At 62.5% G+C, this 23,759-nt stretch carries 19 protein-coding genes; 13 read left to right on the top strand and 6 right to left on the bottom strand.

Going from position 1 to position 23,759, the window contains the following annotated elements; all coding sequences use genetic code 11:
* Positions 1-46: 46 nt before the first annotated feature.
* Positions 47-1,414, bottom strand: coding sequence for a M23 family metallopeptidase (locus SKZ59_RS26420; RefSeq protein WP_034749221.1), 1,368 nt, complete (start codon positions 1,412-1,414; stop codon positions 47-49).
* 154 nt (positions 1,415-1,568) lie between these two features.
* On the opposite strand from SKZ59_RS26420, the gene tyrS reads away from it, so the two are divergent.
* The 11 genes from tyrS to SKZ59_RS26365 all read left to right on the top strand — a co-directional run bounded on the left by tyrS (position 1,569) and on the right by SKZ59_RS26365 (position 10,768).
* Complete coding sequence (gene tyrS, locus SKZ59_RS26415; protein ID WP_319993422.1) at positions 1,569-2,834, top strand: tyrosine--tRNA ligase; 1,266 nt, start codon at positions 1,569-1,571, stop codon at positions 2,832-2,834.
* Entirely contained in the window at positions 2,831-3,277 is a 447-nt protein-coding gene (dtd, locus tag SKZ59_RS26410; RefSeq protein WP_319993421.1) for a D-aminoacyl-tRNA deacylase, read from the top strand. Before tyrS ends, dtd begins: the two co-directional genes overlap by 4 nt.
* 33 nt (positions 3,278-3,310) lie before the next feature.
* Positions 3,311-3,943 (top strand): YbhB/YbcL family Raf kinase inhibitor-like protein, encoded by a 633-nt coding sequence (locus SKZ59_RS26405; protein WP_319993420.1) that lies wholly within the window; start codon positions 3,311-3,313, stop codon positions 3,941-3,943.
* Between the two features lie 3 nt (positions 3,944-3,946).
* Positions 3,947-4,591 carry a histidine phosphatase family protein gene (locus SKZ59_RS26400; protein WP_319993419.1) on the top strand — a complete coding sequence of 215 codons (645 nt, stop codon included), beginning with the start codon at positions 3,947-3,949 and terminating at the stop codon, positions 4,589-4,591.
* A gap of 107 nt (positions 4,592-4,698) precedes the next feature.
* Positions 4,699-5,739, top strand: coding sequence for a tRNA dihydrouridine synthase DusB (dusB, locus tag SKZ59_RS26395; RefSeq protein ID WP_072456748.1), 1,041 nt, complete (start codon positions 4,699-4,701; stop codon positions 5,737-5,739).
* A 191-nt stretch (positions 5,740-5,930) separates the two neighbouring features.
* Positions 5,931-6,164 (top strand): helix-turn-helix domain-containing protein, encoded by a 234-nt coding sequence (locus SKZ59_RS26390; protein WP_008445162.1) that lies wholly within the window; start codon positions 5,931-5,933, stop codon positions 6,162-6,164.
* 107 nt (positions 6,165-6,271) lie between these two features.
* The gene (purH, locus tag SKZ59_RS26385; protein ID WP_139091735.1) at positions 6,272-7,858 is read left to right on the top strand and encodes a bifunctional phosphoribosylaminoimidazolecarboxamide formyltransferase/IMP cyclohydrolase; all 1,587 of its coding nucleotides are present in this window, start codon (positions 6,272-6,274) and stop codon (positions 7,856-7,858) included.
* 184 nt (positions 7,859-8,042) lie between these two features.
* Positions 8,043-8,582 carry a crossover junction endodeoxyribonuclease RuvC gene (ruvC, locus tag SKZ59_RS26380; RefSeq protein WP_034749205.1) on the top strand — a complete coding sequence of 180 codons (540 nt, stop codon included), beginning with the start codon at positions 8,043-8,045 and terminating at the stop codon, positions 8,580-8,582.
* Between the two features lie 54 nt (positions 8,583-8,636).
* The gene (gene ruvA, locus SKZ59_RS26375) at positions 8,637-9,215 is read left to right on the top strand and encodes a Holliday junction branch migration protein RuvA (protein WP_319993418.1); all 579 of its coding nucleotides are present in this window, start codon (positions 8,637-8,639) and stop codon (positions 9,213-9,215) included.
* 6 nt (positions 9,216-9,221) lie between these two features.
* Positions 9,222-10,277, top strand: a complete 1,056-nt coding sequence (gene ruvB, locus SKZ59_RS26370; RefSeq protein WP_034749202.1) for a Holliday junction branch migration DNA helicase RuvB — start codon at positions 9,222-9,224, stop codon at positions 10,275-10,277.
* A 23-nt stretch (positions 10,278-10,300) separates the two neighbouring features.
* Positions 10,301-10,768 carry a YaiI/YqxD family protein gene (locus SKZ59_RS26365; protein WP_034749529.1) on the top strand — a complete coding sequence of 156 codons (468 nt, stop codon included), beginning with the start codon at positions 10,301-10,303 and terminating at the stop codon, positions 10,766-10,768.
* Between the two features lie 51 nt (positions 10,769-10,819).
* On the opposite strand, the gene SKZ59_RS26360 is transcribed toward SKZ59_RS26365, so the two are convergent.
* The 4 genes from SKZ59_RS26360 to SKZ59_RS26345 form a co-directional block, all read right to left on the bottom strand.
* Complete coding sequence (locus SKZ59_RS26360; RefSeq protein WP_319993417.1) at positions 10,820-11,959, bottom strand: OmpA family protein; 1,140 nt, start codon at positions 11,957-11,959, stop codon at positions 10,820-10,822.
* 13 nt (positions 11,960-11,972) lie between these two features.
* Positions 11,973-13,748 (bottom strand): ice-binding family protein, encoded by a 1,776-nt coding sequence (locus SKZ59_RS26355; RefSeq protein ID WP_070305818.1) that lies wholly within the window; start codon positions 13,746-13,748, stop codon positions 11,973-11,975.
* Positions 13,749-14,020: 272 nt separating this feature from the next.
* Positions 14,021-14,476 carry a DUF2147 domain-containing protein gene (locus SKZ59_RS26350; protein ID WP_034749198.1) on the bottom strand — a complete coding sequence of 152 codons (456 nt, stop codon included), beginning with the start codon at positions 14,474-14,476 and terminating at the stop codon, positions 14,021-14,023.
* Between the two features lie 112 nt (positions 14,477-14,588).
* The gene (locus SKZ59_RS26345) at positions 14,589-17,396 is read right to left on the bottom strand and encodes a valine--tRNA ligase (protein WP_319993416.1); all 2,808 of its coding nucleotides are present in this window, start codon (positions 17,394-17,396) and stop codon (positions 14,589-14,591) included.
* 248 nt (positions 17,397-17,644) lie between these two features.
* On the opposite strand from SKZ59_RS26345, the gene SKZ59_RS26340 reads away from it, so the two are divergent.
* Positions 17,645-19,951 carry an ankyrin repeat domain-containing protein gene (locus SKZ59_RS26340; RefSeq protein ID WP_319993415.1) on the top strand — a complete coding sequence of 769 codons (2,307 nt, stop codon included), beginning with the start codon at positions 17,645-17,647 and terminating at the stop codon, positions 19,949-19,951.
* 468 nt (positions 19,952-20,419) lie between these two features.
* Entirely contained in the window at positions 20,420-21,499 is a 1,080-nt protein-coding gene (locus SKZ59_RS26335; RefSeq protein WP_319993414.1) for a porin, read from the top strand.
* A gap of 9 nt (positions 21,500-21,508) precedes the next feature.
* Here SKZ59_RS26335 and SKZ59_RS26330 read toward each other — a convergent pair whose 3' ends face one another.
* Positions 21,509-23,593 (bottom strand): putative bifunctional diguanylate cyclase/phosphodiesterase, encoded by a 2,085-nt coding sequence (locus SKZ59_RS26330; RefSeq protein ID WP_070305807.1) that lies wholly within the window; start codon positions 23,591-23,593, stop codon positions 21,509-21,511.
* Positions 23,594-23,759: the final 166 nt, after the last annotated feature.

Below are 23,759 nucleotides of genomic sequence, written 5' to 3'. Positions count from 1 at the left end.
ATCTGCATGGGCGGTGCCTTTATATGTTGCCCGAAGGCAGTGGTACTTAGCGCGAAGCCAGTGCCGTGTCGTTCGGACGCAGCAGGGTGAAGCGGTGCATCATGTCGGCCGATACCATGCGGAAGCGGCTCAGCTCGGCGGCCGTCAATGGCGCCTGGGCTTGTACGTTCAGCTTGCTTGGATCTTGTGCCACGCCGCCGACGCGGAATTCATAGTGCAAATGCGCGCCCGTGGACCAGCCGGTGGTGCCGACGTAGCCGATCACATCGCCCTGGCTGACTTTTTGACCTTTTTTCAGACCCGAAGCGAAGCGGCTCATGTGGGCGTAGGCGGTGCTGTAGTTGGCCCAGTGTTTCAGGACAACAACATTGCCATAGCCATTTTGGCTGCCGACGGAATCGACCACGCCATCGCCCGAGGCGCGGATAGGCGTACCCGTTGCTGCGGCGAAATCGATGCCTTTGTGCGCTTTCCAGTTGCCGGAAATCGGGTGCACGCGCATGGAGAAGCCGGATGAGATGCGGGAGAATTCGAGGGGGGATTTCAGGAAGGCTTTTTTGAGGGACTTGCCGTCGAAACTGTAGTAACCGCCGCCTTGCTTGCTGGCTGGGTCTTCGAACCAAACGGACTGGTAAGTCGTGCCGCGATTGGTGAATTCACCGGCCAGGATGCGGCCCGCTCGGACAAATTCGCCATCTTGCCAGAATGTTTCGTAGACAACATTGAACGAGTCGCCGCGTTTCAGGTCGGAGCGGAAGTCGATATTGGTGGAGAACATTTCCACGATTTGCGCGGAAATCGAGTCTGGCAGGCGGGTGCCGTCCAGGCTGGAATCGGTAGCGGCAAACAGGGTGGAGGTAATCTTGCGCGCGTGCATTTCAACGCGGCGTTCCAGCTGGGCTGCCACTTCCGTAGCCACGAACTTGTCGCCCTTGCGGGTGATCAGGATGTTCTTGACCGATTTGTCCGTGCCGTCGACGAGGGTGGCGCGCATCCAGTTGAGGTCGCCGTTTTCGGTCGTTTGCGCTTGCACGCGCTTGCCCGATTTCAGCAACATCACGCCGCGCGCGATCTTGTCGGTTTTAATGAAATTGGCGGCCGCCTGATCATCCACGCCGAGACGGGTCAGCAGGGTGGCGAGGGTATCGCCAGCGCGGACTTTTTCTTCGTGGGTGAAATTCTGGTCTACCTGTTCCATCGCGGAAATTTGCGAGGCGAGATCAGGCATTTCCAGGTTTTGGGCGATGGACGTGACCGGCAAGTCCGATGCGTCGGGCGCCATGGGCGACACAGCGACCGCGCCGAAGGCGGCCACGGCGAGCAGCACCGCGGACGCACCAATAATGCGTGCCTTGCGGGTCGTCGTCAGCTGTGTGTACAAGCGTGAGCCTGTGATTTTATGTATAGGGTTCATGCAATCAGTTAAAATTTGCCCTTGAACGTGACCTGAGCTAGCGCTCTTTGTTATTGTTATTTTGATTCGTTTTCATACGGCAAGATTGATGGGATCGAGCATTATAACAAACTCCGCAAACCTACTACCATTTTGAGATCTACAGTCAAATTTTATGGAAATCAACACCACCGCATCGCCTACAAAGGCTAACGCCGCTCAGACCGCGCTTCCGCTGTCTGACAGAGTACAAGAAGCCCTCGCGATTACCAAGCGTGGCGTCGACGAACTATTGATCGAAAGCGAATTTGCGCAAAAATTAGCACGCTCCGAAAAAACCGGTGTTCCGCTGCGCATCAAACTGGGCCTGGACCCGACCGCACCCGACTTGCATCTGGGTCACACTGTCGTTCTGAACAAGATGCGCCAGCTGCAAAACCTCGGCCATCAAGTCATTTTCCTTATTGGCGACTTCACGTCCATGATCGGCGACCCTTCGGGCCGCAACGTCACACGCCCGCCGCTGACCAAGGAACAGATCGAGATTAACGCGATGACGTATTTCGCGCAAGCATCTTTAGTGTTGGACGCCAGCAAGACTGAAATCCGCTATAACTCCGAATGGTGCGATCCGCTGGGCGCGCGCGGCATCATCCAGCTCGCTTCCCACTACACGGTGGCGCGCATGATCGAGCGCGACGATTTCACCAAGCGCTTCCAGGGCGGCATTCCTATTTCCGTCCATGAATTCCTGTACCCGCTGATGCAAGGCTACGACTCGGTGGCCCTGAAATCGGACCTGGAACTGGGCGGCACGGACCAGAAGTTCAACCTGCTGGTGGGCCGCGAACTGCAAAAGCAGTACGGACAGGAGCAGCAGTGTATTTTGACCATGCCGCTGCTGGAAGGTTTGGACGGCGTGGAAAAAATGTCCAAGTCGAAGAATAACTACATCGGCATTACGGAACCGGGCAACACCATGTTCGCCAAGCTGATGAGCATTTCCGACGTCATGATGTGGCGCTACTACGAGCTGCTGTCGTGGCGCTCGATCGCCGAACTGGACCAGCTGAAGCGCGAAGTCGAGGAAGGCCGCAATCCGCGCGATGCCAAGGTTGCGCTGGCGCAAGAGATTGTCGCCCGCTTCCACTCGCAACAGGCGGCCGAAGATGCGCTGGCGGACTTCGTCAACCGCTCGAAGGGCGGCATTCCCGACGATATCCCGGAAGTGAGCCTGGCTGGCGCACCGCTGGGCATCCCGCAATTGCTCAAGCAAGCCGGTCTGTGCCCATCCACATCGGAAGCCATGCGCAAGATCGACCAGGGCGGCGTGCGCATCGACGGCACCGTCATCAGCGACAAGGGCTTGCAAGTGGAAGCCGGTCAGTTCGTGTTGCAAGTTGGCAAGCGCAGTTTTGCGCGCGTCACCTTGACGGCATGATCGCGCTGCTGCAGAGAGTTACGCAGGCCAAGGTGGATGTCGATGGCGCCACCATCGGCGCCATCGACGCCGGGCTGATGGTGCTCGTGTGCGCCGAGCGGGGCGATACGGAGAAGGAAGCGGACGCCTTGCTGACAAAACTGCTCGGCTACCGCGTGTTTGCCGACGAGGCGGGCAAGATGAACCGCAGCGTGACGGACGTGGCAGGCGGCTTGCTGCTGGTGCCGCAGTTTACGCTGGCGGCCGACACCAAGTCCGGCACGCGCCCGTCGTTTACGCCGGCCGCCGCGCCGCAGGATGGCTTGCGCCTGTTCACGCATTTCGTGGACCAGGCGCGTAGCCGCCATGCGGCCGTGCAAACGGGGCAGTTCGGCGCCGACATGCAGGTGTCGCTCACCAATGACGGCCCCGTCACGTTCTGGCTGCAGGTGAACGCCAAATAAGCGTCAAACAATAACTATAAAGAGGAGCAAGCGATGAAATTGTGGAGCGAGACGTTTCGTGATGGCGGCCTGATGCCGGCCGACTATGCTTTTGCCGAGATTGATCCGGCCAGCCGCGTGCGCCTCGCCGGCAACCGCAATCCCCATCTGGCCTGGGACGATGTGCCCAACGGCACCGAGTCGCTGGCCCTGTTCTGCATCGACCCCGATGCGCCGCAAGACGCCAGCCTGGCGAACCGCGATGACCAGGCCCTGTCGTTGACGGCGCTGCGCGGCGACTTTTATCACTGGAGCTTGCTCGACTTGCCACCGACCATACGGGTTATTGCCGCCGGAGAATTTTCCAGCGGCATCACGCCGCGTGGCAAGGCGGCCGCTCCTGGGCTGCGCCAAGGCATCAACGACTACACGGGCTGGTTTGCCGGCGATGCCGCCATGGCCGGCGATTACTACGGCTATGATGGTCCGTGCCCGCCGTGGAATGACGAGCGCATCCACCACTATCTTTTCCGCCTGTACGCGCTCGACGTGCCGCAGCTGGCTTTGCCCGAGCGTTTCACGGGGCAGCAAGCCCATGCCGCCCTGTACGGCCACATCCTCGATGAAGCCCAGCTCGTCGTCGCCTATTCGCTCAATCCCGAGTTGGCACTTACTCTGAAGAAATAACGCATGAGCACCACGATTTTATTGATACGCCATGGCGAGACGGCCTGGAATGCGGGCCGCCGCCTGCAGGGCCATATCGACATCGCCCTGAACGAGGCGGGCCTGGCGCAAGCGGCCGCGCTGGGACAGGCGCTGGCGGACGAACCGCTGGCCGCCATCATTGCCAGCGACCTGCAGCGCGCGCGGCAGACGGCGCAAGCCGTGGCCGACGTGAACAAGCTGCCAGTGCAGACTGACCCCTTGCTGCGCGAGCGCTGCTATGGCGCTTTCGAAGGCTTGTTGTATGCGGACATCGCCGCGCGCTATCCGCACGAGTATGCGCAATGGCAATCGCGCCAGATCGACGCCGTGATGCCGTCGGGCGAGCGCCAGGCCGAAAGTTTCCGCCAGTTCTATGCGCGCGCAAACGGCGCCATCGCCCGCTGGGCCGAGCAATATGACGGCCAGACGATTGCCATCGTGGCCCACGGCGGCGTACTCGAGTGCGCTTACCGCGAGGCGGTTGGCATGACGCTCGACAGTCCGCGCGACTTCCAGGTCAAGAATGCCAGCGTCAACCGGTTTTCTTACGCCGACGGCAAGCTGCATTTAGTGCACTGGGGAAATATCGAGCACTTGAGCGCGCCCGCGATGGACGAGCTGGGCTAAGCGGCCCCATCCTCACTCTGACGCACTGAGCTAAAAAAATAGTGCTTATTAAATAGGCAGGGAATCGGTTAAAATAGCAGGTTCCTCCGTCCATTCCAGGTTCCTCAGTGCAAATCGGCCCTCACATTCTGCGCAACAACGTTTTCGTCGCTCCCATGGCCGGCGTGACGGATCGGCCTTTCCGCCAGTTGTGCAAGCAGTTGGGTGCCGGTTACGCCGTGTCGGAGATGGCGGCGTCGAATCCGCGCCTGTGGGCGACGGAAAAAAGCGCGCGCCGCACGGACCACGAAGGTGAAATGGAGCCGAAAGCCGTGCAAATCGCCGGCGCCGATCCGCAAGACCTGGCCGATTGCGCCAAGTTCAACGTGGACCGGGGCGCGCAGATCATCGACATCAACATGGGTTGCCCCGTCAAAAAGGTGTGCAACAGCTGGTGCGGTTCGGCCCTGTTGCAAGATGAAAGCCTGGTCGAAAAGATATTGCACGCCGTCGTCAACGCCGTCGACGTGCCCGTCACCCTGAAATTTCGCACGGGCTGGAACCGTTCCAACAAGAATGCCCTGACGATCGCCCGCATCGCCGAGCAAGCCGGCATCCAGATGTTGACCTTGCACGGACGCACGCGTGCCGATGGCTACAAGGGCGATGCCGAATATGAAACCATTGCCGCCGTGAAAGCATCAGTGGGCATCCCCGTGGTGGCCAATGGCGACATTACCAGCCCGGAAAAGGCCCGCTTTGTGCTCGATCAAACGGGTGCCGATGCCGTCATGATCGGCCGCGCGGCACAGGGCCGGCCGTGGATTTGCCGCGAGATCGACCATTTTTTGCGCACCGGCACCTTGCTGCCGGCGCCGTACGTGGATGAAGTGCGCACGCTGATGGACGAGCATTTGCGCGCCCATTATGCGTTTTACGGGGAATTTCTCGGCGTGCGCACGGCGCGCAAGCACATTGGCTGGTACGTCAAGGATCTGGAGGGCGGCGAAGCGTTCCGCCAGCAAATGAACTTGCTGGAATCGACGGATGCGCAATTGCTGGCCGTCGATCAATTTTTTGAGTCGCAATGGAAATTTGGCGAACGGTTACAATACCGCCTCTCCGAATCCAGTGAAAGTGGCCTGATAGAAGCGGCCACGGCAGCATGAGCAGATAGCAAGGTAGTGGCATAAGTTATAAGCAATAGTGATCAGTACGAGTGATAAGAAGTACAAGGGCGAGCGCCTATATAGAGCGTCATGCAATATTAATTACAACACCGAGGCAAGAGGGCAGCACGCGGACCGCATGAGCGACGCGGCGCCGGATGGCCAGGTGTTCAGCCGGTTGAAGCATACAAATGAGCAAAGAAAGCATTCAGGAAGTCGTACAGAAAAGTCTAGAAGATTACTTCAATGACCTGGGCGAACAGCAAGCATCGAATATCTACGACATGGTCGTGTTGACCGTCGAAAAGCCCATCCTGGAAGTCGTGATGACACGCGCCGATGGCAACCAGTCGCACGCCGCGCAGATGCTGGGCATCAACCGCAATACCCTGCGCAAGAAATTGCAGGAGCACGGTTTGCTGTAATGCCGGCATGCAAGTGACGCCAAGATTTGAATCCGCCGCAGCGGGCCCAGCTTCATAGCTGACCGCTGCGCCATTCGCCAAGAACACTTAACCACCTAGCCACAGCCATGATCAAACAAGCTCTCCTCTCCGTTTCCGACAAGACCGGCGTTCTCGAATTCGCCCGCGCCCTGTCCGCCCTCGGCGTCAACCTCCTGTCCACGGGCGGCACCGCCAAACTGCTGGCAGACAACGGTGTTCCTGTCACGGAAGTGGCCGATTACACGGGTTTCCCGGAGATGCTCGATGGCCGTGTGAAAACCCTGCACCCGAAAGTGCACGGCGGTATCCTGGCGCGCCGCGATTTCCCTGAACACATGTCGAAACTGGTCGAGCACGACATGCCGACCATCGACATGGTGGTGGTCAACCTGTACCCGTTCCAGGGCACGGTCGCCAAAGCCGATTGCACCTTGGAAGACGCGATCGAAAACATCGATATCGGCGGCCCGACCATGCTGCGTTCGGCTGCCAAGAACCACAAGGACGTGGTCGTCATCTGCGATCCGACCGACTACGACGTGGTGCTGGCGGAAATGCGTGCGGCCGATGGCAAGGCAGGCGACGTCAGCTACGACACCAAATTCATGCTGGCGAAAAAAGTCTTTGCGCACACGGCGCAATACGACGGCGCCATCACCAACTACCTGACCAGTCTGGGCCCGACGAAAGTGCACGCCGAGCGCGGCGCCTATCCGCAAATCCTGAATGTGGCCTTTGAAAAAGTGCAAGACATGCGCTACGGTGAAAACCCGCACCAGAGCGCCGCCTTCTACCGCGACCTCGTCACCACCGACGGCGCGCTGGCCAACTACCGCCAGCTGCAAGGCAAGGAATTGTCGTACAACAACATCGCCGACGCCGATGCGGCCTGGGAATGCGTGAAGAGCATGGGCGGCTTCGAGCAAAGCGCCGCGTGCGTCATCGTCAAGCACGCGAACCCATGCGGCGTGGCCCTGGGCAAGAATGCGGCGGAAGCGTATGCGCGCGCCCTGCAGACGGACCCGACCTCGGCATTCGGCGGCATCATCGCCTTCAACACGGAACTCGACGGCGCCACCGCCGGCGAAATCGCCAAGCTGTTCGTCGAAGTGCTGATCGCCCCGTCGTTCTCCGCCGAAGCGAAACAGATTCTGTCGAGCAAGCAAAACGTGCGCATGCTGGAAATCCCGCTGGGCAGCGGCGTGCACGCCATGGACTTCAAGCGCGTCGGTGGCGGTCTGCTGGTGCAATCGCCTGACGCTAAAAACGTCGGTATCGGCGACTTGCGCGTGGTCAGCAAGCTGCAGCCAACGCCGCAGCAACTGGCCGACCTGATGTTCGCCTGGAAAGTGGCGAAATTCGTCAAGTCGAACGCCATCGTCTTCTGCGGCAATAACATGACCCTGGGCGTGGGCGCTGGCCAGATGAGCCGTATCGATTCGGCCCGCATCGCTTCCATCAAGGCGCAAAACGCGGGCCTGTCGCTGACGGGCTCCGTCGTGGCGTCGGACGCCTTCTTCCCGTTCCGCGACGGCCTCGACGTCGTCGTCGACGCGGGCGCGACCTGCGTCATCCACCCGGGCGGCTCGATGCGCGACCAGGAAGTGATCGATGCGGCGGACGAGCGCGGCGTCGTGATGCTGTACACGGGCACGCGTCACTTCCGTCATTGATATCGATAGAGAGAGTAGGTCGGATTAGCGGGGCCGAAGGCCGCGCGTAATCCGACAAGCGCAGTTGGCAACGCATGTCGGATTACGCGTACCGCTAATCCGACCTACAGCTACTCGATAAAGTACTCAGCGGCAGGCACCGGTTATTCACCGGTGCCTGCCGTATTCATTATAGAATCTGGCGATGATTATTCTTGGCATCGATCCTGGCCTGCGCACGACCGGCTTTGGGGTCATTGAAAAACACGGCAACAAGCTGCGCTATATCGCGTCGGGGACCGTCAAGACGGGTTCCGAAGGGGAATTGCCGCCGCGCCTGAAGGTCATCCTGCGGGGCGTGAGCGAAATCGTCGGCACCTACCAGCCCGATTGCGCGGCCATCGAAAAAGTGTTTGTCAACGTCAATCCCCAATCGACCTTGCTGCTGGGCCAGGCGCGCGGCGCGGCCATTTGCGCGCTCGTCCATGCCGATTTGTCGGTGGCCGAATACACGGCGCTGCAAGTGAAACAGGCTGTCACGGGCCACGGCAAGGCGGCCAAGGAGCAGGTGCAGGAAATGGTGTCGCGGCTGCTGTCCTTGCCCGGCTTGCCCGGCACGGATGCGGCCGACGCGCTGGGCGTGGCAATTTGCCATGCCAACAGCATCGACGCGCTGGCCATGATCGGCGCGCTGGCGCCCCAGCTACAGGGCTTGCGTATGAAGCGCGGCCGTTTAGTAGGGTAGGCGCATGGCCCTCATATCAATAGAAACAACGATACACAACATTAGGAACACGCGATGATAGGCCGTCTCTCCGGTATTTTGCTTGAAAAGAATCCGCCACAATTGCTGGTCGATTGCCAGGGCGTCGGCTATGAAGTCGACGTGCCGATGAGCACCTTTTACAACTTGCCTCACGTGGGTGAAAAAGTCGTGCTGTTCACGCACCAGGCCATCCGCGAAGACGCGCACCTGCTGTTTGGCTTCGGCAATGCGGCCGAGCGGGCCGTGTTCCGCCAGTTGATCAAGATCACGGGCGTGGGCGCGCGCATGGCGCTGTCGATTCTCTCGGGCATGACGATTGCCGATCTCGCGCAGGCGATTACCCTGCAGGATTCTGGCCGCCTCGTGAAAGTGCCGGGCATCGGCAAGAAGACGGCCGAGCGCCTGTTGCTGGAATTGAAGGGCAAGCTGGGAGCCGATATCGGCGCCGGCGGCGCGCACACGGCGCCCGACGCGCAATCGGATATCCTCAACGCCCTGGTCGCGCTCGGTTATTCGGACAAGGAAGCGCTGGCCGCCGTGAAGAACGTGCCGGCAGGTACCGGCGTATCGGACGGCATCAAACTGGCGCTGAAAGCGCTGTCGAAAGGCTGATAGGGCATGAGCATCCAGACCGACAGCTTCACGGAACAGCGCATCATCGACGCGGCGCCCATCTCGCACAACGAGGAGGCGATCGAACGGGCCTTGCGTCCCAAGCAGCTCGACGAGTATGTCGGGCAGGAAAAGATCCGCGACCAGCTGGAAATCTTCATCACGGCCGCGCGCCAGCGCAAGGAAGCGCTCGACCATACCTTGCTGTTCGGCCCGCCGGGGCTGGGCAAGACCACCCTGGCGCACATCATCGCGCGCGAAATGGGCGTCAATTTGCGTCAGACTTCCGGCCCCGTACTCGAGCGCCCGGGCGACCTGGCGGCGATCCTGACGAACCTGGAAGCGAACGACGTCCTGTTCATCGATGAAATCCACCGGCTGTCGCCGGTCGTCGAGGAAATTTTATATCCGGCGCTTGAGGATTATCAGATCGATATCATGATCGGCGAAGGCCCGGCCGCCCGTTCCGTGAAGCTCGATCTGCAGCCGTTTACCCTGGTCGGCGCCACCACGCGCGCCGGCATGCTGACCAATCCGCTGCGCGACCGCTTCGGCATCGTCGCGCGCCTCGAGTTCTACAACACGGGCGAACTGACGAAGATCGTCACGCGCAGCGCGGCCTTGCTGAAAGCCCCGATCGACCCGGAAGGTGCGCATGAAATCGCCCAGCGCGCCCGCGGCACGCCCCGTATCGCCAATCGCTTGCTGCGCCGCGTGCGTGATTTCGCGGAAGTCAAAAGCAATGGCGAGATCACCAAGGTGGTGGCCGACCGCGCGCTGGCCATGCTTGACGTCGATTCCGCCGGTTTCGACGTGATGGACCGCAAGCTGCTCGAAGCCGTGCTGTTCAAATTCGGCGGCGGCCCCGTCGGCATTGGCAACCTGGCGGCGGCCATCGGCGAAGCGGCCGATACCATCGAAGACGTGCTGGAACCGTATCTGATACAGCAAGGTTTCCTGCAGCGCACGCCCCGTGGCCGTGTCGCTACGCCGGCTGCCTACCTGCACTTCGGCGTCAGCGCGCCGCGCATGGGCCCGGGCGGCGAAGCGTGGGAACTGTGATGGCGCAGGAAGGTATGCCGGGTATGCAAATCTGGATCGACGCCGACGCCTGTCCCGTCGTCATCAAGGAAATTTTGTACCGCGTGGCCGACCGCCTGGAGCTGCCGCTCATCCTGGTCGCCAACCAGGGCTTGCGCGTGCCGCCCTCGCGTTTCATCCGCACCGTGCAAGTGCCGTCCGGCGCCGACGTGGCCGACCAGGAAATCGTGCGTTTGTTGAATCCCGGCGACCTCGTCATCACGGGCGACATCCCGCTGGCGGCCGACGTCCTGACCAAGGGCGGTTTCGCGCTGAACCCGCGCGGCGAGTTCTACACGAAGGATAATATCGCCCAGCAACTGACGATGCGCGCCTTCATGGAAGAATTGCGCAGTGGCGGCGTCGACACGGGCGGCCCGGCCGCCTTCAGCCAGTCCGACCGGCAACAGTTCGCCAATAGCCTGGACCGGCATTTGAGCAAGCATCACCGCAAGCCGGCCCCGGCGCAGTAATTCGCGGACGAAAAAAAACCGGCGCAAGCCGGTTTTTTACGTGCATGTAACTTAGCGTGCAACTTTGCGCGTGCCCACCACTTCCACCGTCACACGGCGGTTCTTGGCGCGCCCGGCGGCACTTGTGTTGTCGGCCACCGGCTGCGTTTCTCCCTTGCCTTCCGTGTAGACACGGTTCGTTTCCACGCCTTGCGCCACCAGATAGGCCTTGACGGCTTCGGCGCGGCGTTGCGACAGTTTCTGGTTGTAGGCGTCAGGGCCGACGGCATCCGTATGGCCGACCGTGACGATCACTTCCAGATCCATGCCCATCAATTGGCCCAGCAGCTGGTCCAGCGCGGCCTTGCCTTGCGGCTTGAGCGCCGATTGATCGAAATCAAACAACGCTTCCGAGGCAAACGACACTTTTTCCGACACGGGCGCTGGCGCCGGTGCGGCCACGATGACAGGCGCCGGCATCGCGACGACAGGGGCGACTTCTGGCGCCGGCTGGTAGGCGGGCGTGGCGCTGGCCGGGCGGCCCAGTTTATACACGAGGCTGACGGAATACAGGTCCGCATCGCCACGGTTGCCGACGGCGTCGTTCAAGCGATAACGCTCGACTTCGCCGCGCAGGGCCAGCGCTTCGCTGAACTTGTATTCGAGGCCCAGGCCCACCTTGGCATTGAGCTTGCGCTCGCTGGCATGGGTATTGGTCGAACCCAGCAGACGGTTGCCGCTGAATTCCGTGTTGGTCTTGGTGTAGTGCATGCCGACACGGCCCAGCAAGGACAGGCGCTGCGACAGCGGCAGCTGCCCCAGCAAGTCCAGGTTCACGCCGCGAAAGGCCGCTTGCCCGTTCAGTACGCCGTTGCCGCTGGTGGTCGACTTGAAATCGAACTTGCCCAGGTCAAAGTAACCGGCTTCCACGGCGACATACTGGTTCAGCTGGCGGCCGACAAACAGTTTATAGCCGGTGTCGCGCTGGTCCTTGCTGAAGCCGGTGACGCTTTCGCCGTTGGCGGCCAGGCTGGCGCGCAGGCGCGGCTCGTCGATGGTGGCGCGCGACTGGCCCACGCCCGCGCCAATGTACCAGGCGCTGTTGGCCCAGTCCGGGTTGATGAAGGTGTTGTCCTGCGCCTGCGCCGATTGTGCCGCCAGCAAGGCGCCGGTCATGACGCTCAGGGCGCCCAGTGTGTGTGCGATAGTCATGGTCATGTCCCGGTTATTTGGTGATCTGGTTGTTGCGCAGGGTAACGGCGGCGGCCGTCAGCACGCGGCCATTGAGCAGGGTCGTGTTGTCGCCCACCGTGATGGCGGCCGACTGGCCCAGGATATTGCCCTTGAAGACGCTGTTCGCGGCCAGGGTGGTCGGGCCGACGGGCAGCCAGCTGACGTTGTCGGCCGTGGCGCCATTGTTCAGGGCAACCACCGAGTTGACGGTCGAGTTCAAGGTCAGCGCCGTGCGGAAGATGTACACGCCGGGACCGTTCAGGGTCAAGGTACCCGTGATGCTGATGGCGCCCGCATAGCAATACACGCCGGGGCCGAAGGTCTGGCCGCCGAGGTCTATGCCGCCGGCAAAGCTGACGTCGCAAGTGCGGCTGTTGCCGTCCGTGATCGCCGTTTGCAAATCCGTCATCGCGCCGGCCAGGATGGCGCCCGACTTGTAGTTGGTAAAACCAGCTGCCTGGGTCGGATCGACCGTTTGCGAAGGCGAACCCACGTCGCCCGTGATCAGGGTCGTGCCGCCCGAATTGTTCGTGATCGAGGTGCCGGCCAGCACGCCGAACGATGCGGCGCGGCCCAGGATGATCGGATTGAGGACGGGCGGGATGGCGACGGCAGTGACGGTCAGCAGCGCGCTGCCCGACTGGCCGCCGGCCGTGGCCGTGATGCTGCTGGTGCCGGCGGCGATGCCGGTGGCGACGCCCGTGTTCAGCACGCTGGCATTGGCAACGGTGCCCGACGTCCAGGCGGCGCTGTTGGTGATGATGGCGTTCGAGCTGTCCGAGTACGTTGCGGTGGCAATGAATTGCTGCGTGGCACCGACAACGATGCTGGCGGTGGCCGGCGTGACGGCGATGCTGGCCAGGGTAATGGTCGGCACGGTGACGGTGGTGCTGGCCGTCTTGCCGTTGAAGCTGGCGTTCATGACGCTGGTACCAAAGGCAACGCCGGTGACGAGGCCACCGCTGGCGACAGTGGCCGAGGCTGGCGTGGCGGACACGAAGCTACTGCCGGACGTCACGTCAGCGCTGCTGCCATCCGAATACGTGGCAAGGACGGCCAACTGGCGCGTCGCGGCGACGGGGATGATCGGGTTTTGCGGCGTGACGGCGATCGACAACAAGGTCGCTGGCGTGACGGTCAGCACGGTGCTGGCCGTGAGCGCGCCCGTGGTGGCCGTAATCTGCGTCGTGCCGGCAACCTTGCCCAGCGCCAGGCCGCCAGCGGCGATGCTGGCCGTGGCGGGACTGGCCGAGGCAAAGGCCGACACGGCCGTGACGTCGTGCGTGGCGCCGTCGCTGAAGCTGCCCGTCACCGTGAATTGCTGCGTTGCTGCGATGGCGATCGATGGCGCGAGCGGCGTGATGGCAATTGCCGTCAAAGTGGCGGGCGAGACGGTCAACTGGGCCGCTGCGCTCTTGCCGCCAAATGCGGCGCTGATGCTGCTGCTGCCGGCAGCGATGCCGGTGCTCAAGCCTGTGGCGGCATTGACTGTCGCGCTGGCTGGCGTGGCCGACGTCCAGGCCGACTTGGCGCTGACATCTTGCGAGGAGCCGTCGCTATACGTGGCGATGGCCGTGAATTGCTGGCCCGCACCGATAGCAACCGTGGCCGTGGCTGGCGTGACGGCCAGGCTGGACAGGGTGGCAGCCGGCAAGCCGAGGATAGGATCGCGTCCCTGGTCGCCGCCGCCGCAGCCGGCCAGGGCGGTCATGGCCAGCAGGCCTGCCGAGACGATCAGCGGGTTCAGATATCGCTTGAAGAGATTCATAGTGTTCCTTTGTGCATGGCAGTCATTGCCGGTCATCCGCGGATGAGGTCATCCGGCAGAGCCATGCCGCCTGTCGCTACAGGGCGATGGCGTCACAGGCATGCACTATTTCATTTAGGAAACTTCAAGTATGTTCGGTGGCGCGCATAGGCCCCTGGCGTTCGGAGATAGGGTCAAAAAAACGCGATTCGGCCTGGAAAACAACGGCCGTGTGCGGAAAACAGACGCAAAAAAGCCGGCGCTAAGGCCGGCTTCATCAGGGCAGAGGGAGCTTACTCTTCGCGCACCCACGTCTGCGAGCGGCCAAACATCGGCACGCCGACATAGCCGCGCACTTGCAGCTTGGTGCCGCCTTCCGTCAATTCCGCCTTGCTCTTGTAGGTCTTGCCATTGGCCGGGTCCGTGATTTCGCCGCCAGTCCATTCCTTGCCGTCATATTTCAGGCCGGACAGGATCACCATGCCGACGATGGGCTGGTCTTTCTTGGCGCCCGTGCACTTGTCGCACTTGGGATTCTGGTCTTCGTCCGGGCCGCGGAACAGCTTGTCGATCTTGCCTTGCAAGACGCCGTTGCTTTCCGTGATGACGATGAGGGATTTCGGCTTGCCGCTGGCGTCGTCGATGGTTTTCCATGTGCCGACGGGGGTAAAGTTGCCGTCGCGCGCGGTGGCGCTGCCGGCGATGGCCAGGGCGGCCACCAGTACGCTTGCTTTGAATACTTTATGCATCGCTAGTCTCCATTGGTTTTTTGATCGTGTCACGAACAGTTATATACCAAGGCAAGACCAGCAGTGCTGCGCGGCGTCACGAATGACGCCGCGCAATCCTTCCAAACTTGCCTTATGCGCTGGCTAGTTTAGCAAACTGTTCGCGCAGTTTTTCAATTGTCGCCGAAAAACTGAGCAAGCGCTCGTTTTCTTGCGCAACGATGGCGGCAGGGGCGCGCGCGACAAAGCTTTCATTGCCCAATTTGCTGTTGACTTTGGCAATTTCCGCTTCGACGCGGGCGATTTCCTTGCCCAGACGCTCGCGTTCGGCAGCCACGTCGATTTCCACTTTCAGCATCAGCTTGGTGGTGCCGACGATGGCGACGGCCGCTGGCGAGTCCGGCAGCGCATCGACGATCTGCACGTCGGCCAGCTTGCCCAGCGACTGGATGTACGGTGCGTACGACGCCAGTGCTTCTTTCTCGCTGGCATTGCCCGCTTCGACGATCAGCGGCACGCGTACGGAAGGCGAGATCTGCATTTCGCCGCGCAGGTTGCGTGTCGCGTCCGTCAAGGCTTTCAGCTGCTGCATCCACGCTTCGGCCGACTCGTCGATCTTGTCGGTGTTGGCGATCGGGTACGGCTGCATCATGATGGAGTCACCCTCAGCTTTGAGCGTTTTGCCAGCCAATGGCGCCACCGTCTGCCACAGGGCTTCCGTGACGAATGGGATGATCGGATGGGCCAGGCGCAGCACCACTTCCAGTACGCGCAGCAGGGTGTGGCGGGTGGCGCGCTGCTGGCCTTCCGTTCCTTGCTGAACTTGCACCTTGGCCACTTCCAGGTACCAGTCGCAATACTCGTCCCACACGAATTTGTAGATGGTGGCGGCGATATTGTCGAAACGGAAGTCTTCAAAGCCCTTGGCCACGTCCAGTTCCGCCTTTTGCAGCAGCGAGATGATCCACTTGTCCGCTTGCGACAGGTCGGCGTCGTTTGCGGTGCAGTCCTTGCCTTCCGTATTCATCATGACGAAACGGGTGGCGTTCCACATCTTGTTGCAGAAGTTGCGGTAGCCTTCGCAGCGGCCCAGGTCGAAATTGATGTTGCGGCCCAGCGAAGCGTAGCTGGCCATGGTGAAGCGTACGGCGTCCGTGCCGTAGGCCGAAATGCCTTCCGGGAATTCCTTGCGCGTGGCCTTGGTGATCTTTTCCGCGTCGCGCGGGTTCATCAGGCCCGTCGTGCGCTTGACGATCAGGTTTTCCAGGTCGATGCCGTCGATCAGGTCGATCGGGTCCAGCGTGTTGCCTTTCGACTTCGACATTTTCTGTCCCGTCGAATCGCGCACGAGGCCGTGCACATAGACGGTTTCAAACGGCACCTTGCCCGTGAAGTGCGCCGTCATCATGACCATGCGCGCGACCCAGAAGAAGATGATGTCGAAACCGGTGACCAGCACGGACGATGGCAGGAAGGCCTTCATGTCCGGCGTTTCTTCCGGCCAACCCATGGTCGAGAACGGCACCAGGGCCGACGAGAACCACGTGTCGAGCACGTCGTCGTCGCGTTTCAAGGGGCCCGTGCTGCCGGCGGCTTGCGCCTTGGCGATGGCTTCCGCTTCCGTCTTGGCGACAAAAATATTGCCCGCGTCGTCATACCACGCCGGGATTTGATGGCCCCACCACAGCTGGCGCGAGATGCACCAGTCCTGGATGTTGTTGAGCCACTGGTTGTAGGTGGTGCTCCAGTTTTCCGGCACGAACTTGATTTCGCCGTTGGCGACCTTGTCCAGCGCCGTTTCGGCGATCGATTTGCCTGGGAAGAACGTGCCTTCCGGGGCTGGTTTGCTCATGGCGACAAACCACTGGTCCGTCAGCATCGGTTCGATGACGACGCCCGTGCGGTCGCCGCGCGGCACCATCAGCTTGTGCGGTTTGACCTGTTCCAGCAAACCTTGCGCGTCGAGGTCGGCGACGATCTGCTTGCGCGCGGCAAAGCGGTCCATGCCGCGGTAAGCTTCCGGCGCGTCGTCGGTGATCTTCGCGTCCAGCGTCAAAATGACGATCTGCGCCAGTTTATGGCGCTGGCCCACGGCGTAATCGTTCATGTCGTGCGCCGGGGTGATCTTGACGCACCCCGTGCCGAATTCCTTGTCGACGTATTCGTCGGCGATGATGGGGATTTCGCGGTCCGTCAACGGCAGTTTGAGCATCTTGCCCACCAGCGGCAGGTAGCGCTCGTCCGTCGGATCGACGGCCACGGCCACGTCGCCCAGCATGGTTTCAGGACGGGTGGTGGCCACCGTCAGGAAGCCGCTGCCATCGGCCAGCGGGTACTTGATGTACCACATGGAGCCGTCTTCTTCCTCGGACACCACTTCCAGGTCGGACACCGCCGTGCCCAGCACGGGGTCCCAGTTGACCAGGCGCTTGCCGCGGTAGATCAGGCCTTGCTCGAACAGGCGCACGAAGACGTCGGTGACGACTTTCGAGCGCGGCTCGTCCATCGTGAAGTATTCGCGCTGCCAGTCGGCCGAAGCGCCCAGGCGGCGCATCTGGCCGGTGATGATGGAACCGGATTTTTCTTTCCATTCCCACACTTTTTCCACGAATTTCTCGCGGCCCAGGTCATGGCGCGAAATCTTTTGCGCGTCCAGCTGGCGCTGCACGACGATTTGCGTGGCAATGCCCGCGTGGTCGGTGCCGGGAATCCAGGCTGTGTTGTGGCCCAGCATGCGGTGGTAGCGTGTCAGGCCATCCATGATGGTCTGGTTGAACGCATGGCCCATGTGCAGGGTGCCGGTGACGTTCGGCGGCGGCAACTGGATGCTGAAGGAAGGTTTTCCGGCATCGAGGGTGGCGGTGAAGTAACCGCGCTGTTCCCACTCGGTGCGCCAGAATTGTTCAATGTCGGCGGGCTCGAAAGACTTGGCTAATTCCATGATTTGGCGTGTGATTGGCAAAAGGAACCATTATAAGGGGTGCATAAAGCATGCGCAGCAAATAGCGGGCCTGGATGGCCCGAAAAGCCGCGCACGATTGCGCAATATTGCTTCATTGTATTTTTTCTAAGCTATCATCTTTGCAACATTATTTGAAAGCTTAGGCAATCATGAAAAAATTGTGGCAATTGGCCGTGCTCGGCGCTGGATGGGCTGCCGGAGGCGCGTGCGCCGGCGTTCCGGAGGGGATGGCGGCTCTGCAGGATGGACGCTGCAGCAAGGCCGTTGCGCAATTGCGCGGACCGGCGCAAGGTGGCCATGTCGAGGCGCAAAAAGTCCTCGCCGATATCTACATGGGCGAGAAAGGATGCCGGGACGTGGAGCGCAGCGAGGTCGAAGCGGAGCGCTGGTATCTGCTGGCGGCCAAGGGCGGCGATCGCGCCGCGCAGGAGGCGCTGGTTTTCATGTATGCATACGCGCCGGGCCGCATGCTCAATCCATCGCGCGCGCGGCCCTGGTTGGGCGTCATGGCCGCGCAGGGTGAGGGCAAGCCGCTGCAGGACCTGGCACAAATGTATGAGCGGGGCGAAGGCGGGCCGGTCGACAGGGTGCTGTCGTATGCACTTAACCTGCTGGCGCTGCAAGACAAGGAGTGGAGCGGTGCGGCCGCGATGGAGAAGTCCCTGCCGGCGCGCCGTGACAGGATGTCGCCGGACCAGGTCGACGAGGCCGTGCGCCTGGCCGGCCTTTGGCAGCGCGGCGCGCCCCTGCCGGCGGCGTCGCAGACGGGACAGCGTTCGCCGCAGGATTGGTACCGCCGCGCCGCCGAGGGTGGCGACATGGAAGCCGCTTACCAGCTGGGTTTGCTGTGCTGGAAAGGCACGGGCGGCCTGGATGAAAAGCAGGCTGCCCGCTGGCTGCGCAAGGCCGCCGAAAGCGGCATTGCCAAGGCCCAGCTGCAGCTGGCCGTGCTGTATGGCGAGGAGGCGGGCGTGCCGCAGGACTATGTGCTCGCTTCCATGCTGAGCCAGTTGGCGGCGGCGGGCGGCGCGGCGGACGCCGGCGACGCCGTGGCCCGCTGGACAAAGAAACTGAATGCGGCGCAACAGGCCGAGGCGCAGCAGCTGGCGCGGGCATGGAAAGTGGGCATGCCGTTGCCGCAGGTCTCGGTGCATGGCATGGAACGCTTGATCAATTATGTGCGCGAGGCACGCAACAAGCTGCCGCCGACGCCAGAGGTGACGGCGCTGTTCAAGGCTGCCAAAGAGGGCGACGAAGCTGCCTTTGGCAAGCTGCTGGCCGGCGTCGCCGAGCCGGGCGCCTATGCGCTCGACAGGAGTCCCTTGCTGAACTATTTGATTTCGCCTCCATCGAGCATGTACAAAGCCGAAGCGGCATGGCTGAATGCGCAAACCCGGCAGGACGACGATCAGCAGCGACTGGCGCAGGCGCCGCTGCAGGCGCGCCGCCAGGCGCTGCGTGAGCAGTACGCCGCGCTGTTGCCCGCCAAGCTGCGCATGATGACGCTGCTGTTGCAACGCGGCGTGCCGCTCGGCGAAGGCGATACGCTTTACCACGCCGCACCGCTGCATCTGGCTGCCCTGTACGGCAATGCCGCAATGGTGCGCCTGTTGCTGGCGCATGGCGCCGATGTGCGGCAATACGGCGGCGAAAACCACACGCAGGCGCCGCTGGAATACGCCTTGCAGCAGGAGGATGCGGGCATCTTGCCGGAATTGATCGACGCGAAAGAACGTACGGCCAGCATGATCGCCATGCTCGACGCAGGCGCGGGCCGGCCCTATTTGCTGGTAGACCAGTACCTGGCAGAGAAAAAGGCCAAGAAAGGCGGGGCTGCGCAGCCAGCGGAACGGCCGCTGGCCGATTCTTTGCTATGGGGGCCCTTGCTGCGCCTGACGCGCGGCACCGAAGTGCTCGATAAAATGCTGGCCACCGGCACCACGCCAAATACTGATGAGCAGGAAAAGTCGCTGTACGCCTATGCCGCCGAAGCGGGCAACGCCGGCGCGCTGGACTGGCTCAAGCAGCGCGTGCCCCGGCATGACGCGAAGGGAAATGACCGCTGGCTCGACGCTGCGATGCGCGCCATGTACAACTACCAGCCGGCGTCCGAGGACGTGCTGCGCCAACTGGTGGTGCCCGGCATGCCATGGCAGCAAGTCGGACCCGCCGCCGAAGTTTCTTACAAGGGACAGCAGGCGGCGCTCGATTCGCGGCGTCTGGAAAAGGAGACGCTGCTGTGGCATGCGGTGCGCAGCCAGCGGCACGACTGGGTCGCCCGCCTGGCCGCGATGGGCGCGCCCATCGTCACCGGCGGTTATCTGCCGCCCTTGCTGGCGGCCGTCGAAAATGGCGACGCGGCGATGGTCAAGCTGTTGCTGAGCCTGGGCGCCGATCCGCTGGGCGGCGAGTTCCCCGTGTTGAAGATGGCGCGGGACCGGGAACCGACGCCGGAAAATAAAGCGGTGCTGAGCTTGCTGAAGGCGGCCGCCGCAGCGCGCAAGCCTGCGGCAGCCGCACCGTTGCTGCAATAGCATTTGCCTGGTCGGCATGCGTCATCTTGCCCGGCGACAACGCCGTGTTTTGGCGGCCTGGCGAGTCGTTTTCCTGCAACAGAACGGGGGGTAGAGGTGCTGCCGATGCTATAATGCCGGCCTCGGCGCCTCCTGCCCCATCCTTGCGGACGGCGTCAGCAGACGCGGTTGTATCAACGTTTCATATCCAACACTCGTCCGCGTCTCAGGGCCAGCGCATCTGCGATGCCAGCCACTTTCAGCGCGTCCCCTTCGGGCCGGGCGCCTGAGCCACGCGCACCGCCAGCGGTGCACCATTCACGGCGGAATCAACGCGGCTCATTGCACGCCGCTGCCGCCACAGCTTAGCCAGGAATCTTGCTGCCTGGTCCGTCGTCTTTCGATACGGCACTCCCCAGCGCGCCTTGGCGCCTGTGGCCGCGCCATGGCCGCGCGCTTTCCTGGTTTCGCTTATACAAGGAAACCCGCATGAAAAAAATCTCGATCACCGTCGGCCTCGTTTCGACCATCGCCACCCTGGGCGCCTTGCCTGCCGCCCACGCCCAGTCGTCCGTTGACCCGTCTTCAGTCACCCCGTCGTCAGTCACCTTGTATGGATTGATGGACGCCGGCCTGGTGCAGGAAGGCGGCATCAGCAAGCTCACCAGCGGCATATCGGCCGGCTCGCGCCTGGGCTTGCGCGGCACCGAGTCCCTGGGTAATGGCTTGCAAGCCGTGTTCACGCTGGAAGCGGGTGTCCTGAGCGACACGGGCCGCTCCGACCAGGCGGGGCAATTGTTCGGCCGCCAGGCTTTCGTCGGCATCGACAGCCCGCTGGGCATGCTGACCGTGGGGCGCCAGTACAACCTGCAAAGCCAGGCGCTGACCGACGTGGCCGACCCGTTCGAAGGCGGCTTTGCCGGCGCGGCAACCAACCTGGCCGGCTATTCGGCCACGCGCATCGACAATACCGTGCGCTACACCTCGCCTGAAATGCGCGGCGTGACGGCCACCGTCATGTACGGCTTTGGCGAACACACGGGTGTGGCGGCCGACCAGCGCTCGCTGGGCCTGACCCTCGGCTATGTCAACGGTCCCTTGACCTTGCGCCTGGCGCGCCAGAGCCGTGCCGGCGAGCCGGGCAAGGCCGACGTGAACAACACGATTTTGGCCGGTAACTACAACTTCGGCGTGGCCACCGCGTTTGCCGGTTATGGCCGCAACACGGGCGACGGCAGCACCATGTTCTTCGGGGAAAACCCGTATGGCGCGGCGCAGGCGCCGGCCCAGTCGACGGACAGCCGCGACGCCATCGTCGGCGTATCCGTGCCGCTCGGCGCGACGACCTTGCTGGCTTCGTACGTGCACAAGGATGACCGCGACGCCGCCAACCGCGATGCGCGGCAGCTGGCCATCGGCGCCACGTATGCCTTGTCCAAGCGCAGCAAAGTGTATGTTGCTTACGCGCACATCCGCAACCGCAACGACGCCGCCTACATGGTGGGCAATGCCACGGAAGTGGGCACGGGCAACCGCGCCTTCAACGTCGGCCTGCGCCACGCGTTTTAAACCTTTGCGCTAAGCGGGCAGCATGCTGCCTTCGAGCAGCAGTGTCTCGAAGGCGGCGGCGGCCAGCGGGCGGCTGAACAGGTAGCCCTGCATCTGGTCGCAGCCGTGCCGGCGCAGGAAGGCCAGCTGCTGTTCCGTTTCCACGCCTTCCGCGATGACTTTCAGGCGCAGGCTGTGCGCCAGCGAAATGATGGCGTGCACGATGGCCGCGTCGTCCATGCTGTGCGTGATGTCGCTGACGAAGGTTTTGTCGATTTTCAGCACGTCGATGGGGAAGTGGCGCAGGTAGGCCAGGCTGGAATAGCCGGTGCCGAAGTCGTCGATCGACAGTTGCACGCCCAGCGCCTTCAGCTTGGCCATGATGGCCGTGGCTTGCTCCACGTCATGCATGACCATGCTTTCCGTCAATTCCAATTCGAGGTGGGCCGCGGCGAGTCCCGTGTCCGCCAGCACCTGCGCCACCGCGTGCAGCAAATTCTTTTGCTTGAATTGCCGCGCCGACAGGTTGACGGCCAGGCGCAGCGGGCCATGGCCGGCCAGTTGCCACGCGCGCGCCTGGGCGCATGCCGTGCGCAGCACCCAGTCGCCGATGGGGGTGATCAAGCCCATTTCCTCAGCCAGTCCGATGAAGCTGGCAGGGGGAACACGCCCCAGCTGCGGATGTTGCCAGCGCAGCAGCGCTTCCATGCCGACCACGGCGCCGCTGGCCAGGTCCAGCTGGGGCTGGTATTCGAGGTGGAACTGCCCCCGTTCCAGGGCGTGGCGCAACTCGCTCTCCAGTTCCAGCCGCTCCAGGGTGCCCGCATTCATGCTCGAGGCATAGAACTGCCAGTGGCCGCGTCCCTGTTCCTTGGCGCGGTACATGGCGATGTCGGCATGCTTGATCAGGGTGTCGGCATTTTGGCCATCGTCGGGATACACGGCCACGCCCATGCAGCAGCTGAGAAAAAATTCATATTCGCCCAGTTGCAGCGGCTGCGCCACGGCATCCTGGATGCGCTGCAGGATGGCGGCGCCCGGTTCGCCATTACCATGCTGGGGCAGCAGCAGCACGAATTCGTCGCCGCCCAGGCGCGCCACCGTGTCGACTTCGCGCGTGGCGTCGCGCAGGCGCTCGGCCACGTTTTTCAGCACCAGGTCGCCCGCGTCGTGGCCCAGGGTATCGTTGACGAATTTAAAGCGGTCGAGGTCGATGAAGACCACCCACAGGGGCTGGCCGCTGCGCCGTGTCACGGCCATCGCCTGTTCCAGCCGTTCGCGCAGCAGGGCACGGTTGGCCAGGCCCGTCAGGATATCGTGCCTGGCCTGGAATTCCAGTTCCTGTTCGAAACGCATGACGCTGCTGATGTCGTATTGCGCCACGACAAAGTGGCTGACGGGGCCATCGCCATCGTCGCGCACGGGCGCGACGAACAGCTCGCTCCAGTAGCAGCTGCCATCCTTGCGGAAATTGCGCACGATAGCCTTGCCTTCGCGCTGTTCGCGCAGGGCCGCCGTAATGGCGTGCATGTCTTGCCGCCCTTGTTCCGGCCCCTGCAAGTCTTCCAGGCGCTGGCCGATGACTTCGCCGGCCGCATAGCCGGTGATGCGTTCGAAGGCGGGGTTGACGTACTCGATCAGGTAGCCGGGCGCGTCGGCGCTGCACAGGATGATGGCGTTGGCCGACACTTCGATGATGCGTTCGCGCAGCCGTAGCGACTTTTCATTGTGCATGCGCGCGGCGATGTCTTCGGACAGGCGCAAATTGGCGAACTGCAGCGCCGCCGTGCGTTCGCCCGTGATGCGGGCAATCACGGAATTGCGCGAGACCAGCTGATACACGTATGCGGCCGCCAGCAGGCTCGACAGCATTCCACCGAGCAGCACGTACAGCGAACCGCGATGGCTGGCGTCCAGGCCCATGCCTTTGGCCGGCAGCAGGGCGGCGCCCAAGGTGTGGCCGCTGGCGTGGTACTGCAGCAGCAACCGGGCGCTCTCCGCCTCGATCTGGCGCGCCGAGGCGTAGCACAGGGCCGTCAGGCACAGTCCGAACGCCAGCGTGAGCAGGGCCGAGGTGGAAACGGAAATGGAGATGCGTTTGAAGAATGATTGCATGGTGGTCCCGTGGCAGCGCCGGTGCCGATCCATGATCAGGCAGGCCGGGCAGTGACTGACTGTAGGGGGCGCGACGAAATGCCGTCCGTTCGCTACCGAACGGACGGCAATGCCGACAAGAAATATAGTCGGGTCACTGTGCCAGCGCTGTGTTACGCTGCACCAC

This window comes from Janthinobacterium sp. GMG2, from assembly GCF_033949445.1.
GTDB classification, from domain to species: domain Bacteria; phylum Pseudomonadota; class Gammaproteobacteria; order Burkholderiales; family Burkholderiaceae_D; genus Janthinobacterium; species Janthinobacterium aestuarii.
The sequence above is the reverse complement of the archived record's forward strand: the minus strand, read 5'-3'. Positions and strand labels throughout refer to the sequence as shown.

Excerpts from the sequence above, each read along its gene's own strand:
- SKZ59_RS26420 (WP_034749221.1), bottom strand. The coding sequence starts at position 1,414 with ATGAACCCTATACATAAAATCACAGGCTCACGCTTGTACACACAGCTG.
- tyrS (WP_319993422.1), top strand. The coding sequence starts at position 1,569 with ATGGAAATCAACACCACCGCATCGCCTACAAAGGCTAACGCCGCTCAG.
- dtd (WP_319993421.1), top strand. The coding sequence starts at position 2,831 with ATGATCGCGCTGCTGCAGAGAGTTACGCAGGCCAAGGTGGATGTCGAT.
- SKZ59_RS26405 (WP_319993420.1), top strand. The coding sequence starts at position 3,311 with ATGAAATTGTGGAGCGAGACGTTTCGTGATGGCGGCCTGATGCCGGCC.
- SKZ59_RS26400 (WP_319993419.1), top strand. The coding sequence starts at position 3,947 with ATGAGCACCACGATTTTATTGATACGCCATGGCGAGACGGCCTGGAAT.
- SKZ59_RS26390 (WP_008445162.1), top strand. The coding sequence starts at position 5,931 with ATGAGCAAAGAAAGCATTCAGGAAGTCGTACAGAAAAGTCTAGAAGAT.
- purH (WP_139091735.1), top strand. The coding sequence starts at position 6,272 with ATGATCAAACAAGCTCTCCTCTCCGTTTCCGACAAGACCGGCGTTCTC.
- ruvC (WP_034749205.1), top strand. The coding sequence starts at position 8,043 with ATGATTATTCTTGGCATCGATCCTGGCCTGCGCACGACCGGCTTTGGG.
- ruvA (WP_319993418.1), top strand. The coding sequence starts at position 8,637 with ATGATAGGCCGTCTCTCCGGTATTTTGCTTGAAAAGAATCCGCCACAA.
- ruvB (WP_034749202.1), top strand. The coding sequence starts at position 9,222 with ATGAGCATCCAGACCGACAGCTTCACGGAACAGCGCATCATCGACGCG.
- SKZ59_RS26365 (WP_034749529.1), top strand. The coding sequence starts at position 10,301 with ATGCAAATCTGGATCGACGCCGACGCCTGTCCCGTCGTCATCAAGGAA.
- SKZ59_RS26360 (WP_319993417.1), bottom strand. The coding sequence starts at position 11,959 with ATGACTATCGCACACACACTGGGCGCCCTGAGCGTCATGACCGGCGCC.
- SKZ59_RS26355 (WP_070305818.1), bottom strand. The coding sequence starts at position 13,748 with ATGAATCTCTTCAAGCGATATCTGAACCCGCTGATCGTCTCGGCAGGC.
- SKZ59_RS26350 (WP_034749198.1), bottom strand. The coding sequence starts at position 14,476 with ATGCATAAAGTATTCAAAGCAAGCGTACTGGTGGCCGCCCTGGCCATC.
- SKZ59_RS26345 (WP_319993416.1), bottom strand. The coding sequence starts at position 17,396 with ATGGAATTAGCCAAGTCTTTCGAGCCCGCCGACATTGAACAATTCTGG.
- SKZ59_RS26340 (WP_319993415.1), top strand. The coding sequence starts at position 17,645 with ATGGCGGCTCTGCAGGATGGACGCTGCAGCAAGGCCGTTGCGCAATTG.
- SKZ59_RS26335 (WP_319993414.1), top strand. The coding sequence starts at position 20,420 with ATGAAAAAAATCTCGATCACCGTCGGCCTCGTTTCGACCATCGCCACC.
- SKZ59_RS26330 (WP_070305807.1), bottom strand. The coding sequence starts at position 23,593 with ATGCAATCATTCTTCAAACGCATCTCCATTTCCGTTTCCACCTCGGCC.